Raw genomic sequence first — 13,843 nt, forward strand, 5'->3', positions numbered from 1 at the left:
CCGACACCGTAACAACGAGATACAGGCGCCGGCGCGCCGAAGGACCTGCTATGAAAGCGGAAATTCACCCGAATTATCATACGATTACGGTCGTGATGACCGACGGCACCGAGTACCAGACCCGCTCCACCTGGGGCAAGGAAGGCGACAAGCTGAACCTTGATATCGACCCCAAGTCGCACCCGGCCTGGACCGGCGGCGCCCAGCAGCTGATGGACCGCGGCGGCCGCGTCTCCCGGTTCCAGAAGAAGTTTTCCGGCTTCCTCAAGAAGGATTGAAGCCTTTCAGGCGCGTCGCTGCGCCGAATACAAAACGCCCCGCTTTGAGCGGGGCGTTTTTGTTTGGCGGTCATTTTCCGACCAAGCCAACGGCGCGTGAATGCACGCCCGACAGCGGGCTCGGCGCGAATCCGCGCAATTGCCCATGCGGGCTTGTGCTGGCACCTCGTTTAGCAATTCCCAAGCGGACATGACGCCCCGGAGGGCGGCCGTGATCCCCGATCACCCGACATAGGTCGGCAATTCCGTTCAGCGCGCATTAACCGCGGTTCGCAAGGCTTCCACAGCCCATCGATTGCGACTTGCAAACTGACCTGCTTCCAGATAAATGAACATTGTTCAAATTTAACGACCCACCCTCATCCATGAGGTTTTGGCGATGTCCGTAACTGCTGCAGCTCTTGATCAGTCCGCTCGCATTCCTCTCGGCGTGAAAGTCGGTTTCAGCGCCTTCATGGCAGTGCTGGTGCCGACCTATCTTTACTGGTACGGCCCAACGAACTTTCTTTATTTCTGCGACGTGAGCTTGCTTCTCACGCTGTTCGGAATCTGGACCGAAAGCGCCCTCCTCATCTCGATGTGCGCGATCGGAATCCTGGTGCCGCAAATCATCTGGGTCATCGATTTTCTCGCGCATGTTGCCGGCTTCTCGCTCACCGGCATGACCGATTACATGTTTATCGCGGATCACTCTTTCTTCCTGCGTTTCTTGTCCGGGTTTCACGGCTGGCTGCCATTCTTGCTCATGTTCCTGGTCTGGAAAGTCGGTTATGAGCAGCGCTCGCTTCTCGCCTGGACAATACTGGCCTGGGCCTTGCTGCTGGTCTGCTATTTCGTAATGCCGGGACCACAGCCGAACGCTGGCCTTACGCCAGTCAACATCAACTATGTCTTCGGCACGAGTGACGCGAGCCCGCAGAATTTTGTGCTGCCGCTGGTGTGGCTCGCTGGCCTGATGATCGGTCTTCCGCTTCTCGCTTTTATCCCGACCCACCTCGTCCTGCGGCGCTTTGCGCCGCAGGCATAATCTTGCCGAGCGCCTCCCGGCAAAGCGCGGCTATTGCTCGAACGCCGCCTTGAGGCGGTTGAGCTGCGGCACCAGCGGATTGCCGATCGGCGCGCGCTCGGTGGGACCGGCGTGGATCGTGGAATCGAGCCGCCGTACCTTACCTTGCAACGCCATCGAACGGACGATCAGGTCCTGCAAATGCTGGGGCAGCTTTTCGATCATCTCGCTCGGGCCGGGATCGGCGGCCGAGAGCTTGACCTTGGTCTTTTCGCGGTTGGCCTGGGTCAAGGTCATTTCGCCTTCCTTGACCGCGCGATGCAGGAGCAGCCATGACGCGAGCTGCATCAACCGGGTGGTCAGCCGCATGCTTTCGGTGGCGTAGGTCAGACTGACGGAACGCTCGAGCGCCTTGGCCTCAGAGCGGCCGGCGCCGTCGAGATAGGCGGCGGTCTCCTCAACCAGGTCCATGCCTTCGCGAAACAGGGTGCCGAATGCCGCCGAATTGGTCAGCCGCTCGCTGAACTGGACAAGCGGGGTTTCGCCTTGCGACCGGTCCGACATCTCTGAACGCCTCACGCAACTGTTCACCGCGGCTCTTACGGCCGGAAAATTATGATGAACAAATCATTGCGCACGCGCCTGTGATAGTCCAGCCGCAATGCAAATTATGGTTTCCAGCAACCTCAACCAAAACATTTACGAGTGTTTCTGGGACTTTAGATTGTCGCGCTATGTCCCGGAAGATACGAAAAAAAGAGCCGCCGTTTCCGGCGGCTTTTGAAGTTGATAACAGGGAGGCGTCAAACAGAGTGGACAGGAGCCACTCGGTGTCCAAAGAGGACGCTGCAAGTCATACCTGGGAAAGCTTAATCAACCGTAAACGAACGAATTTTTTTAGAGATTGTTTGCCATGTCGGTCAGTGGCCGAGTGCCAGTTCTTCACCTACGACTTGAAGAAGCTGTTGGCGGCGTCCTTGGAGGCACGCTTCTTCGTTGCCGCCGCCTGCAGGCGCTCGATCTCGGATGTGAGCAGCGCGATCCGGTCGTTCAGTTCCTCGACCGAGAGCAGCGAGAGGTCCTGCCCGATCTCGTGGGTGACTTTCTTTCGCGGCCGGTCGTCATCTTCGCTTGCCATGCGCGTTACTCCTCACTGAGGTGACCGGTTGCCAGGGTGAAGGCCGCTGGCTAATCAGAGGTCCGTTTCCCGGAAATTCTAACGTCTGGCCAAGGACAAATCATGGAAAAAGTCCCTTCGCAAATGACCGTCGTCGCAATCAGCAAGCCCGGCGGCCCGGAAGTGTTGCTGCCAGAGACCCGCGCCGTTCCTGCGCCGGGGCCAGGCGAAATCCTCATCAAGGTCGCGGCCGCCGGCGTCAACCGGCCCGACGTGGCGCAGCGCTCCGGTTCCTATCCGCCGCCGCCCGGTGCGAGCGACCTGCCCGGACTTGAAGTCGCGGGCGAGGTGGTCGCGCTTGGCGCCGGCAGTCACAAGCACAAGGTTGGCGACAAGGTCATGTCGCTCGTGGCCGGCGGCGGCTACGCCCAATATTGCGTCGCGCAGGACGCGCAGGCGATGGCGGTCCCCGCCTCGCTGTCGATCCTCGAGGCCGGCGCCACGCCGGAAACGCTGATGACGGTGTGGCACAACGTGTTCGAACGCGGCGGGCTCAAGGCGGGCGAAACGATCCTGATTCATGGCGGCTCGTCCGGCATCGGCACCATGGCGATCCAGTTGTCCAAAGCCTTTGGTGCGAAGGTGATCGTCACCGTCGGAGCGAAAGACAAGGCCGATGCCTGCCTCAAGCTCGGCGCCGATCATGCCATCAACTACAAGACCGAAGACTTCGTCGCCGTTTCGAAATCACTCACGTCGGGAAGCGGACCCAACCTCATTCTCGACATGGTCGGCGGCGATTACGTCGAACGCAATTACGACGCCGCTGCGGCCGACGGGCGCATCGTGCAGATCGCAACGCTTGGCGGCGCCAAGATATCGACCAACATCGCAAAGCTGATGGTGAAACGGTTGCATCACACCGGCTCGACACTTCGCCCCCGTAGTAATGCGGATAAGGCCGCCATGGTCGCCGCCATCGAGGCCAAGGTGATGCCGCTGCTGTGCGAAGGCCGCATCAAACCCCTGATGGACAGCACTTTCCCGCTGGAGAAAGCGGCGGATGCGCACCGGCGTATGGAGACCAGTGCACATATTGGCAAAATTGTGTTGGCGCTTTAACGCTCGCGAGCGATCGGGCGGCGGAAACCCTTTGATTTCCTTCGCATTCGTGTCATCTATCCTGACGCGCCGGGCGCTCGGCCTCGCCCGCGAATCGTGCTGCTGACTTCGGAGAACCGACATTGCGTCTGATCAGGTGCCTGGCAGCGTATGCGCTGGGCCTCATGATGGTTGCGGCCACGCCGGCGTGGGCTGTCGACGCGGTCAGCGTCCGCGGCGACGTGTCCGCCATCGACCTGACGGCCGTGCTGGAGCATCCGCACAGCGACACTGATCGCATCCAGGTCTCGACCGCGCCCGGCCCTGACGGCATCGTCCGTCGCATCGAAGTGCGGGCGCGAGAAGGCGGCCAGAACTGGGTGGTGTTCGCGCTCGCCAACAACACCGACGACCAGCTCGATCGTCTCATCGTCGCGCCTCACTATCGCATCGTGTCGTCGGGATTGCTGTGGCCCGATCTCGGGCTGTCGCGCATCGCCACCATCACGCCGTCGACCGGCGATCGCCCCGATCGGCAGGAGAGCGCGACCGCCGACATCTTCCGCATCACGCTCGATCCCGGCGCGGTCGTCACCTACGTCGCGGAGCTGCGCACCGACAAGCTGCCGCAGCTCTATCTGTGGGAGCCAGACGCCTACAAGGACAAGGTCAACTCCTTCACGCTCTACCAGGGCATCGTGATCGGCATCTCCGGCCTGCTCGCGCTGGTGCTGACCATCCTGTTCGTGGTCAAGGGCTCGATCATGTTCCCGGCCGCCGCCGCGCTCGCCTGGGCGGTGCTGGTCTATATCGGCGTCGACTTCGGCTTCTGGGGCAAGGTGCTCGACATGTCGAACAATGCCGAGCGGGTCTGGCGCGCCGGTGGCGAAGCGATCCTGGCGGCGACGCTGCTGGTATTTCTGTTTGCCTACCTCAATCTGTCGCGCTGGCATGTGCGCTATTCCCACATCACCGTCGGCTGGCTGGTGTTTTTGGGTTCGCTGGTGGCACTGGCGCTGTTCGATCCCGCGGTCGCCTCCGGCATCGCGCGCATGTCGCTGGTCATGATTGCCTTCGCCGGCTTTGCGCTGATCGTCTATCTCTCGACGCATGGTTTCGATCGCGCGGTGCTGCTGATCCCGACCTGGTTCCTGCTGGTGGTCTGGGTGATCGCGGCCGGCATGACGGTCGCAGGCTCCGTCACCAACGACATTGTCGGTCCCGCCCTGCTCGGCGGTCTGGTCCTGATCGTGATGCTGATCGGCTTCACGGTGATGCAGCACGCCTTCGCCGGCGGTGGCGCCACCACCGGCATCGTGTCCGACGTCGAGCGCCGCGCGCTCGCGCTCGCCGGCTCCGGCGACCTGATCTGGGATTGGGATGTCTCCTCCGACAAGGTCTTCACCAGCCCCGAGACCGAAACCTTGCTGGGACTGAAGCGCGGCACGCTGGAAGGCCCGGCGGCAAAATGGTTGGAGGTGCTGCATCCGCTCGACCAGGATCGTTTCCGCGCAGCGCTCGACAGCGTGCTCGATCAGCGCCGCGGGCGTCTGGTGCAGGACTTCCGCCTGCGCACGCCCGACGGGCACTTCATGTGGTTCGCGCTGAAAGCGCGTCCCGTCGTCGGCTCCGATGGCGAGGTCTCCCGCGTGGTCGGCACGCTGACCGACGTCACCGAGGCCAAGAACGCCGAAGAGCGCATGCTCCATGACTCGGTCCACGACAATCTCACCGGCCTGCCGAACCGCAAATTGTTCATGGACCGTCTCAACGCGGTCGCCAATTTCGCCAAGACCATGCCGAACCTGCGGCCGACGCTGATGGTGATCGACCTCGATCGCTTCAAGCAGGTGAACGATTCCGTCGGCATCGCGGTCGGCGATTCCATCCTGCTGACGCTCGCGCGCCGTCTCACCCGCATCCTCAAGCCGCAGGATACGCTGGCGCGGCTCGCCGGCGACCAGTTCGGCCTGATCCTGATGTCGGAACAGGACCCGGCGCGCATCACCGCCTTTGCCGAAACCATCCGCAAGACCATCCGCGCGCCGATCGCCTTCAACGACCGCGAGATTTTCCTGACCGCATCAATCGGACTTGCGCTGCCTGATCCGCAAACGCAGCTCACCGATGAGATCATCAAGGATGCCGAGCTTGCGATGTATCATTCCAAGCGGATCGGCGGCGACCGTATCGACGTCTACAAGCCGGCGATGCGCGCGCGAAAGACCGACCGGCTGACGCTGGAGAGTGAGCTGCGACGTGCCATCGAGCGCGAGGAAATCACCATCCTCTATCAGCCGATCGTGCGGCTGGAAGACCGTTCGGTCGCCGGCTTCGAGGCGCTGGCGCGCTGGGACCACCCCAAGCTCGGGCGAATGTCGCCGGTCGAATTCATCACCATCGCCGAGGAAATCGGCCTGATCGTCGACCTCGGTACCTTCATGCTCGATCGCACCGCGCGGCAGCTCGCGATCTGGCAGCGCGCGATGCGCTCGCGCGAGCCGATCTTTGCCAGCGTCAACGTCTCCTCGCGCCAGCTGTTGCGGCACGATCTCATTCACGATATCCGCACCGTGCTGTCGCGCTCCTCGGTCGCGCGCGGCACATTGAAGCTCGAACTCACGGAATCGCTGGTGATGGAAAATCCCGAGCACGCGGCGCAAATGCTGACGCGCATCCGCGAACTCGGCACCGGACTGTCACTGGACGATTTCGGCACCGGTCATTCGTCGTTGGCTTACCTGCAACGCTTCCCGTTCGACACCATCAAGATCGACCAGTCCTTCGTGCGCACCACGAGCCGCGGCACGCGCCCAGTGATCCTCAAATCGATCATTGCGCTGGCCCACGACCTCGGCATGGACGTGGTCGCCGAAGGCGCCGAGACCGATTCCGATGCCGTCGAGCTCTATCAACTCGGCTGCGAATATGCGCAAGGCTTTGCCTTCGGCGAGCCGATGGATGCCGACGCCGCAATGAAGCTCTTGACGGAAGTCCGGCTGGAAGCTGCGAGCTAGTTCGCGGCCTTACATATTCTCGCTTTCGCGAGGTAGCCGCCGGTCGCGCGGCATCTTCTTGAACTTCACGCTGCTGCCGTCTGGCAGCCTCGTCGCGATGAAACCAGCCTCAAGACACGCCTCGCGCTGCGGCATCTTTTCCTGCGGGCTGCGCAGCGTCTCCCACCACGAGGCGCGCTGCGCCGCGCGCGGCAGCGCCGCATCGATGATCTCCTCGATCTGCTCGAAACTCAGCACGAACTCCATCTGCTTCTGCCGCTTCAGATAGTCACGGAGCGCGTCATATTGGGTCATCGGTATTGGGAGCCTCTTCTGAGCGACCGGAAACGAAGCGTTAACGCATTACGACCCAAGGGGAACCCATTTAAGCCGCCAGCAACCATTCCGGGCGCATCCCAGTCCTTCGGGAACGAAGCGATGAGATTTGGACGGCGCAAGGATACGGCCAGCCGGCCCTGGAAGCTATCGGCAAAGTTGCTGATCGCCTCCTCTGTCGTCACGGTGCTCGGCTTTACCGCGATCTGCACCAGCGTCATGCTCGACATGCGCCGCAGCGAGGAAGAGCTCGCGCGCCAGACGCTCGAAAATCTTGCCTCCGGCATCGACACCGACATCAGCCGCAACGTCGAACTGTACGACCTGTCGCTGCGTTCGGTCGCAGCCAATATGGTGGCGCCGGAGATCAGTCAGGTCAGCCGGCCCTTGCGGCAGCTGATCCTGTTCGATCATGCCGCAACCGCCAAACATTTTGGCGCGATCCAAGTGTTCGACGCTACAGGCAAGCTGATCGCCGATGCCTCGACGCTTGACCCCATTCCCGAAGATCGCAGCGGCGAGGAATATTTCAGGGTTCACCGCGACCAACCCAATGTCGGCCTGTTCATCAGCCGACCGATGCTTCACCACGGCGCCTACTCCATCGTGCTCTCGCGCCGCATCTCCGGCGAAGACGGCCGCTTCCTCGGCGTCGTCGCCGGCTCGATCCGCTTCTCTTACTTCCACGACCTGTTCAGCCGGCTGCGGCTCGACCCCGATGACGTCATCACGGTGTTCCGGCACGACGGCACCGTGATCATGCGCACCCCCTTCGACCTCGATATCATCGGCAAGAATTTCGCCGACAACCCCGGCGTGAAGCGCGTGCTTTCCGAGCCGAGCGGCTCGTATAGCGGGGTCAGGACGCCAACCCACGCGCCACGACTCTATGTCTGGCGCGACGGAACGAAGCCGCTTGTCGTGGTGGTCGGCAAGCCGTGGGACAACATCCACAGGCTGTGGCGCATCGAAGCGACGCGGATCGGCACCATCATGGCGATGCTCGCCGTCTTCGTGCTCGGCGTCACGCTGTTTCTGGCGCGGGAAATCGGCCGGCGCGCCGAAGCCGAAGAGAAGCTCGAGGAGCTAGCCACCACCGACGCCCTCACCGGCCTGCGCAACCGCCGCAAGTTCGACGCTTCCATCGAGAACGAATGGCGGCGCGCGGCGCGGCAGAAGCGGCCGCTGGCACTGCTGATGATCGACGCCGACCATTTCAAATCGTTCAACGACACCTACGGGCATCAGGCCGGCGACGAGGTGCTGATCGGAATTGCGATCTGCATTTCGGATTCGGTGCATCGCGCCGGTGATTGCGCGGCCCGCTACGGCGGAGAGGAGTTCGCCGTGCTGCTGCCGGGCTCGACGCCGGAGCAGGCCCTCGTGGTGGCGGAAACGATCCGCCTCAAGGTCGAACAATGGTGCGGCGAGAAGGCGATCACCACCGTCAGCGTCGGCGTTGCGAGCATCATACCCGACGCGAAGTCCGAATGGACCAACCTGATCCAGGCGGCCGATGAGGCGCTTTACGCCGCCAAGGCCAATGGCCGCAACCGCACCGTGCTTGCAACCGGGCCGAAGCTGTCGCTGGCCGCCTGAACTACTGCACCGCTATCACTTTCCGGAATATTTCTTCAGCTCCGCGCGCAGACCATCGCGCAAATCTGGGCGCGCCATGCCGAAGGCGATGTTGGCGCGCAGGAAACCGGCCTTGGAGCCGCAGTCGTGCCGCTCGCCCTCGAATTCGACGCCGTAGAATTTTTGCGTCTTCGATAGCCCGATCATCGCATCGGTGAGCTGGATCTCGCCGCCGGCGCCGCGCTCCTGCTTCTCCAGGATCTTGAAAATCTCAGGCTGAAGAATGTAGCGCCCGGTGATCGAGAGATTGGAAGGCGCGGTGCCCTTGGCCGGCTTCTCGACCATGCCGTCCACCTCGAACACCTTGCCGTTACGCTTGCCGACGCCGCAGATGCCGTATTGGTGGGTGAGTTCGTCCGGCACCGCTTCCACCGCAATCAGATTGGATTTTCCGCCGAGCTTTTCTGCCGCCGCGATCATCTGCGCCAGACATCCCGGCGAATGCAGCACGAGTTCGTCGGGGAGCACCACTGCGAACGGCTCGTCGCCGACAATATCTCGCGCGCACCACACCGCATGGCCGAGGCCGAGCGGCGCCTGCTGGCGCGTAAAGCTCATGGCGCCGGCCTCCGGCTGGTCGCGGGCGAGAATCTCCATCTCCGCCTTCTTGCCCCGCGCGGAAAGCGTCGCATCAAGCTCGTACATGCGGTCGAAATGATCCTCGATCACGCCCTTGTTGCGGCCGGTAACGAAGACGAAATGCTCGATGCCGGCTTCCTTGGCCTCGTCGACCACATACTGGATCAACGGCTTGTCGACGATGGTCAGCATTTCCTTCGGCATTGCCTTGGTCGCGGGCAATACACGGGTGCCGAGGCCAGCGACGGGAAAGACGGCTTTGCGGATTTTCATGGGAGGGCGACTGCTCTTTGCGAAACCTTAGGGAATAACGCTTTCGTAACTGGTTTGGAGCCGGGAACAAAGGCCGATCTGGCCCCTAAAGTTCCCGACCGCCGCAAATGCCTAACGTAAAAAACGCGCCTTTGTTAAGCTATTGGAAACCGCCGCGGGGCCCTCCTGAGGGCCGGGCTGGACGGATTTGCGGGTGGGATATGACACAACGAACGAGACGGCCGGCGCGACAAACCGGCGCTGCAATTCTTGCGGCCGCGCTGCTTTGGTCGGCGCCGGCGCCCGCGCAGTCGGCCAGTGGCCCACTCGATTTCCTCGGCAACATCTTTGGCGGCAAATCGTCGAGAGGCGATCAGACCGGGACGACGGGACCTGTTCAGGCGCCGGGAGGCGCACAACCCTGGAGCGGTGAGGACGGGGCCTCCGGCCATCCGCTGATGATGGCGAGCGCCATCCGCGAGGCAGCTGCCAATTTCGACAACTGTGTTGCCTCGATGTGGCCGGACGCCGCACGGCGCAACATTTCGCAGGAGAGCTTTCAGCGCTTCACAGCAGGCCTCACGCCGGACCTGCGCATCATGGATCTCCTGGACTCGCAGCCGGAATTCACCAAGACGGTCTGGGATTATCTCGATATTCTGGTGAATGATAACCGGCTCGCGAAGGGTCGCGAGATCCTCGCCAAGTACAAGGTGCAGTTCGACGCCACGGAGAAGGCCTACGGCGTCGACCGCTACATCATCGCGGCGATCTGGGGCATCGAATCGAATTATTCCACCCAGATGGGGGACCGCAGCGTACTGCAATCGACCGCCACGCTCGCCTGCATTGGCCGGCGTCAGAAATACTTCCGCGACGAGTTTCTCTCGGCGCTGGAGATCCTGCACCACGGCGACCTCAACCCCGAACAGATGCGCGGCTCCTGGGCGGGCGCTTTCGGACCCACGCAGTTCATGCCGACCGCGTTCAAGCGCTATGCCGTCGATGCTGATGGCGACGGCCGCCGCAACGTCGTCGACGACCCGGCCGATCTGATTGCATCGACCGCCAACAACCTGAAGAAAGACGGCTGGCAGAGCGGACAGAGCTGGGGTTACGAGGTCGTGGTGCCGCAGGGCTTCAATTACATGCTGGCGGACCGCGCCAAGATGATGACCCTGGCGCAATGGGAGCATCTGGGGCTGAAGCGCGCCAACGGACAAGCGTTCCCGGCCTCAAGCGAAAAAGCCTATCTGCTGGCACCGGCCGGCGCCGTAGGCCCCGGCTTTCTGATGCTGCAGAATTTCCGGGTCATCATGAAGTACAATCCGGCGGAGGCTTACGCGCTCGCCATCGGCCACTTTGCCGATCGCTTGCGCGGCGGACAGCCGTTCGTGCAGGCCTGGCCGCGGCAGGAGCGGGATTTGTCGCGCGCCGAACGGCTGGAACTGCAACAGCTATTGGCACAACGCGGATTTTATCGCGGCACCCCCGATGGCCAGTTCGGCGGCGAAACCCGGGAGGCATTGCGCGGCTTCCAGGCCTCGATCGGGGCCCCGGCAGACGGCTTTGCCTCCTCGTCCATGCTCGACCGCCTGCGCGCACAGTGATTTCGGCTTGCAGTAACCCTGTTTCGCCCTTTCACGGACATCGGTGCGGAAAATCAGTTTCCCCAGGAACTGGATCATGCTCTACGGTCTTGTCTTGAACCTTGGCGGTAGCATCGGGTGGCGAGGCTGATTCGCGGGAAATCCGCCCGTTTGCGGCCCGATTTTGTTAGTATCTTCGCTGATTGAACGATCCGCTGCGACCGAGCCGAATGCGAGAGAAACGACCCTTCTGGAAGCTGTTCACCGAAGCCGGTCCCTTGACCGTGCTGGCGGTCATGTTTGGCTTTCTCGTTGCCATCACCGCACCGGCGTCGGCGCAGTTCTTTTTCAATTTCGGCGGACCGCCGCGGCCTGCTCCCCAGCAAGCCCCGCGCGGAGGCGGCGGCTGGTTCGGCGGCGACCTGTTCGCACCGTTCCAGCAGCAAGCGCCGAGGCCCGCTGAAAATTACTCCAAGGCGCCGCCGCCGCCAAAGCGTGACGCCGCCTCGGTACCCGAGCACAATGTGCTGGTGCTGGGCGACGCCATGGCCGACTGGCTCGCCTATGGCCTTGAAGACGCTTACGTCGAGCAGCCGGACATGGGTGTGATCCGCCGGCACAAGACCGTCTCCGGCCTCATTCAGTATCAGCCCAGAGGCGAACCGGCCGACTGGGCGGCAGCGGCGAAAACCATCCTGTCTACCGAGAAGCCCGATGTGATCGTCGTCATGCTCGGCCTCAACGACCGCGTTGCGATGCGCGAGCAGGCTGTCGAAAAATCCGACGCCAAGAGCGGCGAAAAGGGCGGTGAGAAGGCAGGCGACAAAAAGAACGACAAGAAGGAAGCTCACAAGGGAGGCGAAGCGAAGGGCAACGAGCCCGCCGAAGCCGCCAAGCCCGGCGAGAAACCCCAGGACGCTGAACCGCCCGCCGACGACGCCGACAACGACGTTCCACCGGTCGTCGCGCCCGAAAGAGGCAAGCGTGGGCCGAACGGATTGGTCGAATTCCACGACGATCGCTGGACCGAACTCTACAACAAGAAGATCGACGAAATGATCGCCGTCCTGAAGACCAAGGGCGTGCCGGTGATCTGGGTCGGTCTGCCTGCGGTGCGCGGCGCCAGGGCGACGTCGGATGCGCTGTTCCTGGATTCGCTTTATCGCGAGGGTGCGGCCAAGGCGGGTATCACCTATGTCGATGTCTGGGACGGCTTCGTCGACGAAGCTGGACGCTTCCTGCAACAGGGCCCCGACTTCGAAGGCCAGATCCGGCGCCTGCGTTCCTATGACGGCGTCTATTTCACCAAGCCCGGCGCGCGCAAGCTCGCCCACTATGTCGAGCGCGAGATCACGCGCCTGCTCGCTTCCCGTTCTTCGCCGGTTGCCCTGCCCAGCGAACCCGCGACCCCGGATGCAAACGCGCAGCCTGGTCAGCCGGCGCCGCGGCCGCTCGCCGGACCGATCGTGCCGCTGGTGGCGTCCTCGGTCGGCACCGACCAATTGCTTGGCGGTCCGGGATCGCGCCCCGCCGCGGTCGACGCATTGGTTGCGCGCACGCTGGTGAAGGGCGAGCCGCTATCCCCACCCGCCGGGCGCGCCGACGACTTCGCCTGGCCGCGCCGGGAAATCGGGCGCGAACAGGCCAAGGGAGACACGCCGGCGGCCTCCACGTCTCCCGATAGCGCGCCGGCGGCACCTCCGCCCGCGGCCCAGAAGAAGAAGCCGGCGACCGCCCAGTCTCCGCCGTCGGTCCGGAATTTCTTCGGCCTTGGCGGGCAGCCGCGCCAAGTTCAGCCGACGCCGCGAACAGCGCCCGGCCCCAATGCGCCGCGGCCTCCGGCGAATGTCGGACGGTCGGCATCGGTGCCGCCGAGTAACCTCCCGCAATAAATCCGCTTGCCTGCCCCGCGACCAGTGCGAGGGCCCATGCGTTGACTTCGCAAGGGCCGCGAGTAGCCTTTGCTGAAAAGACCGCGGAGAAACCGCGCCCAAATCAGGAAGGCACGCCGATGACCGTGACGATCCGCCAGCTTCACCCGCATTTTTTCGGCGAGGTCTCCGGCGTCGATTTGCGCAAGCCGCTCACGGCGGACGAAACCAGAGACATCGAAGCCGGCATGGACAAATACGCCGTGCTGCTGTTCCGCGACCAGGACATCACCGACGAGCAGCAGCTCGTATTTGCGCGGAACTTCGGCGAGCGCGAGAGCGCCCGTGGCGGCACCGTCACCAAGCGGGAGGACTACCGTCTGACCTCCGGTCTCAACGACGTCTCCAATCTCGGCAAGGACGGCAAGCCGCTGCCGCGCGATCACCGCACTCACCTGTTCAATCTCGGCAACTGCCTCTGGCACTCCGACAGTTCGTTCCGACCGATTCCGGCCAAGTTCTCGCTGCTGTCGGCACGGGTGGTGAACCCGAAGGGCGGCAACACCGAATTCGCCGACATGCGCGCGGCCTACGACGCGCTCGACGACGAGACCAAGGCCGAGATCGAGGATATGATCTGCGAACATTCGCTGATGTATTCGCGCGGCTCGCTCGGCTTCCTCGACTACAGCGAGGAAGAAAAGCAGATGTTCAAGCCGGTGTTGCAGCGGCTGGTGCGCACCCATCCCGTGCATCGCCGCAAATCGCTCTATCTGTCGTCGCATGCCGGCGCGATCGTCGGCATGAGCGTTCCGGAGGCGCGGCTGCTATTGCGCGACCTCACCGAGCACGCCACAAAGCCGGAGTTCGTCTACGTTCACAAATGGACGCTGCATGACCTTGTGATGTGGGACAACCGGCAGACGATGCATCGCGTGCGCCGCTACGACCAGTCGCAGCCACGCGATATGCGCCGCGCGACCGTCGCGGGCACCGAACCGACCGTCGCGCAACAGGCCGCGGAGTAGTTTCTTGACGTCGCCTCGGACAAGCGAGCAATAGCGACCGCCGATCCGGGAC

12 protein-coding genes are annotated in these 13,843 nt (G+C 63.0%); 8 read left to right on the top strand and 4 right to left on the bottom strand.

What is annotated here, in order from left to right; all coding sequences use genetic code 11:
* Window positions 1-50 precede the first annotated feature (50 nt).
* Both rpmE and VFB05_RS27385 read left to right on the top strand, forming a co-directional pair.
* Window positions 51-278, top strand: a complete 228-nt coding sequence (rpmE, locus tag VFB05_RS27380) for a 50S ribosomal protein L31 (RefSeq protein WP_325018311.1) — start codon at window positions 51-53, stop codon at window positions 276-278.
* A gap of 379 nt (window positions 279-657) precedes the next feature.
* Window positions 658-1,305, top strand: coding sequence for a hypothetical protein (locus tag VFB05_RS27385; protein ID WP_325018313.1), 648 nt, complete (start codon window positions 658-660; stop codon window positions 1,303-1,305).
* 30 nt (window positions 1,306-1,335) lie between these two features.
* Here the strand turns inward: VFB05_RS27385 and VFB05_RS27390 are convergent, their stop codons facing one another.
* Both VFB05_RS27390 and VFB05_RS27395 read right to left on the bottom strand, forming a co-directional pair.
* The gene (locus VFB05_RS27390) at window positions 1,336-1,848 is read right to left on the bottom strand and encodes a DUF1465 family protein (protein WP_325018315.1); all 513 of its coding nucleotides are present in this window, start codon (window positions 1,846-1,848) and stop codon (window positions 1,336-1,338) included.
* Window positions 1,849-2,230: 382 nt separating this feature from the next.
* On the bottom strand, window positions 2,231-2,422 hold the full coding sequence (locus tag VFB05_RS27395) for a DUF1192 domain-containing protein (protein ID WP_325018317.1): 192 nt from the start codon (window positions 2,420-2,422) through the stop codon (window positions 2,231-2,233).
* 102 nt (window positions 2,423-2,524) lie between these two features.
* Here VFB05_RS27395 and VFB05_RS27400 point away from each other — a divergent pair, with 102 nt between their 5' ends.
* Together VFB05_RS27400 and VFB05_RS27405 are read left to right on the top strand one after the other, a co-directional pair.
* Complete coding sequence (locus VFB05_RS27400; RefSeq protein WP_325018320.1) at window positions 2,525-3,523, top strand: NAD(P)H-quinone oxidoreductase; 999 nt, start codon at window positions 2,525-2,527, stop codon at window positions 3,521-3,523.
* A gap of 122 nt (window positions 3,524-3,645) precedes the next feature.
* Window positions 3,646-6,519 carry an EAL domain-containing protein gene (locus VFB05_RS27405; RefSeq protein ID WP_325018322.1) on the top strand — a complete coding sequence of 958 codons (2,874 nt, stop codon included), beginning with the start codon at window positions 3,646-3,648 and terminating at the stop codon, window positions 6,517-6,519.
* A 9-nt stretch (window positions 6,520-6,528) separates the two neighbouring features.
* Here the strand turns inward: VFB05_RS27405 and VFB05_RS27410 are convergent, their stop codons facing one another.
* Window positions 6,529-6,813 carry a DUF7662 domain-containing protein gene (locus tag VFB05_RS27410; RefSeq protein ID WP_325018324.1) on the bottom strand — a complete coding sequence of 95 codons (285 nt, stop codon included), beginning with the start codon at window positions 6,811-6,813 and terminating at the stop codon, window positions 6,529-6,531.
* 123 nt (window positions 6,814-6,936) lie between these two features.
* On the opposite strand from VFB05_RS27410, the gene VFB05_RS27415 reads away from it, so the two are divergent.
* The gene (locus VFB05_RS27415) at window positions 6,937-8,433 is read left to right on the top strand and encodes a sensor domain-containing diguanylate cyclase (protein ID WP_325018327.1); all 1,497 of its coding nucleotides are present in this window, start codon (window positions 6,937-6,939) and stop codon (window positions 8,431-8,433) included.
* 15 nt (window positions 8,434-8,448) lie between these two features.
* On the opposite strand, the gene galU is transcribed toward VFB05_RS27415, so the two are convergent.
* Window positions 8,449-9,324 carry a UTP--glucose-1-phosphate uridylyltransferase GalU gene (gene galU / locus VFB05_RS27420; RefSeq protein WP_325018329.1) on the bottom strand — a complete coding sequence of 292 codons (876 nt, stop codon included), beginning with the start codon at window positions 9,322-9,324 and terminating at the stop codon, window positions 8,449-8,451.
* 200 nt (window positions 9,325-9,524) lie between these two features.
* On the opposite strand from galU, the gene VFB05_RS27425 reads away from it, so the two are divergent.
* The 3 genes from VFB05_RS27425 (at window position 9,525) to VFB05_RS27435 (ending at window position 13,791) form a co-directional block, all read left to right on the top strand.
* Window positions 9,525-10,913 carry a lytic murein transglycosylase gene (locus VFB05_RS27425; protein WP_325018331.1) on the top strand — a complete coding sequence of 463 codons (1,389 nt, stop codon included), beginning with the start codon at window positions 9,525-9,527 and terminating at the stop codon, window positions 10,911-10,913.
* A 209-nt stretch (window positions 10,914-11,122) separates the two neighbouring features.
* On the top strand, window positions 11,123-12,784 hold the full coding sequence (locus VFB05_RS27430; protein WP_325018332.1) for a DUF459 domain-containing protein: 1,662 nt from the start codon (window positions 11,123-11,125) through the stop codon (window positions 12,782-12,784).
* Between the two features lie 119 nt (window positions 12,785-12,903).
* Complete coding sequence (locus tag VFB05_RS27435; RefSeq protein WP_325018334.1) at window positions 12,904-13,791, top strand: TauD/TfdA family dioxygenase; 888 nt, start codon at window positions 12,904-12,906, stop codon at window positions 13,789-13,791.
* The last annotated feature ends 52 nt before the right edge of the window (window positions 13,792-13,843 follow it).

The organism is Bradyrhizobium sp. (genome assembly GCF_035652035.1).
In the GTDB taxonomy this organism is placed as follows: domain Bacteria; phylum Pseudomonadota; class Alphaproteobacteria; order Rhizobiales; family Xanthobacteraceae; genus Bradyrhizobium.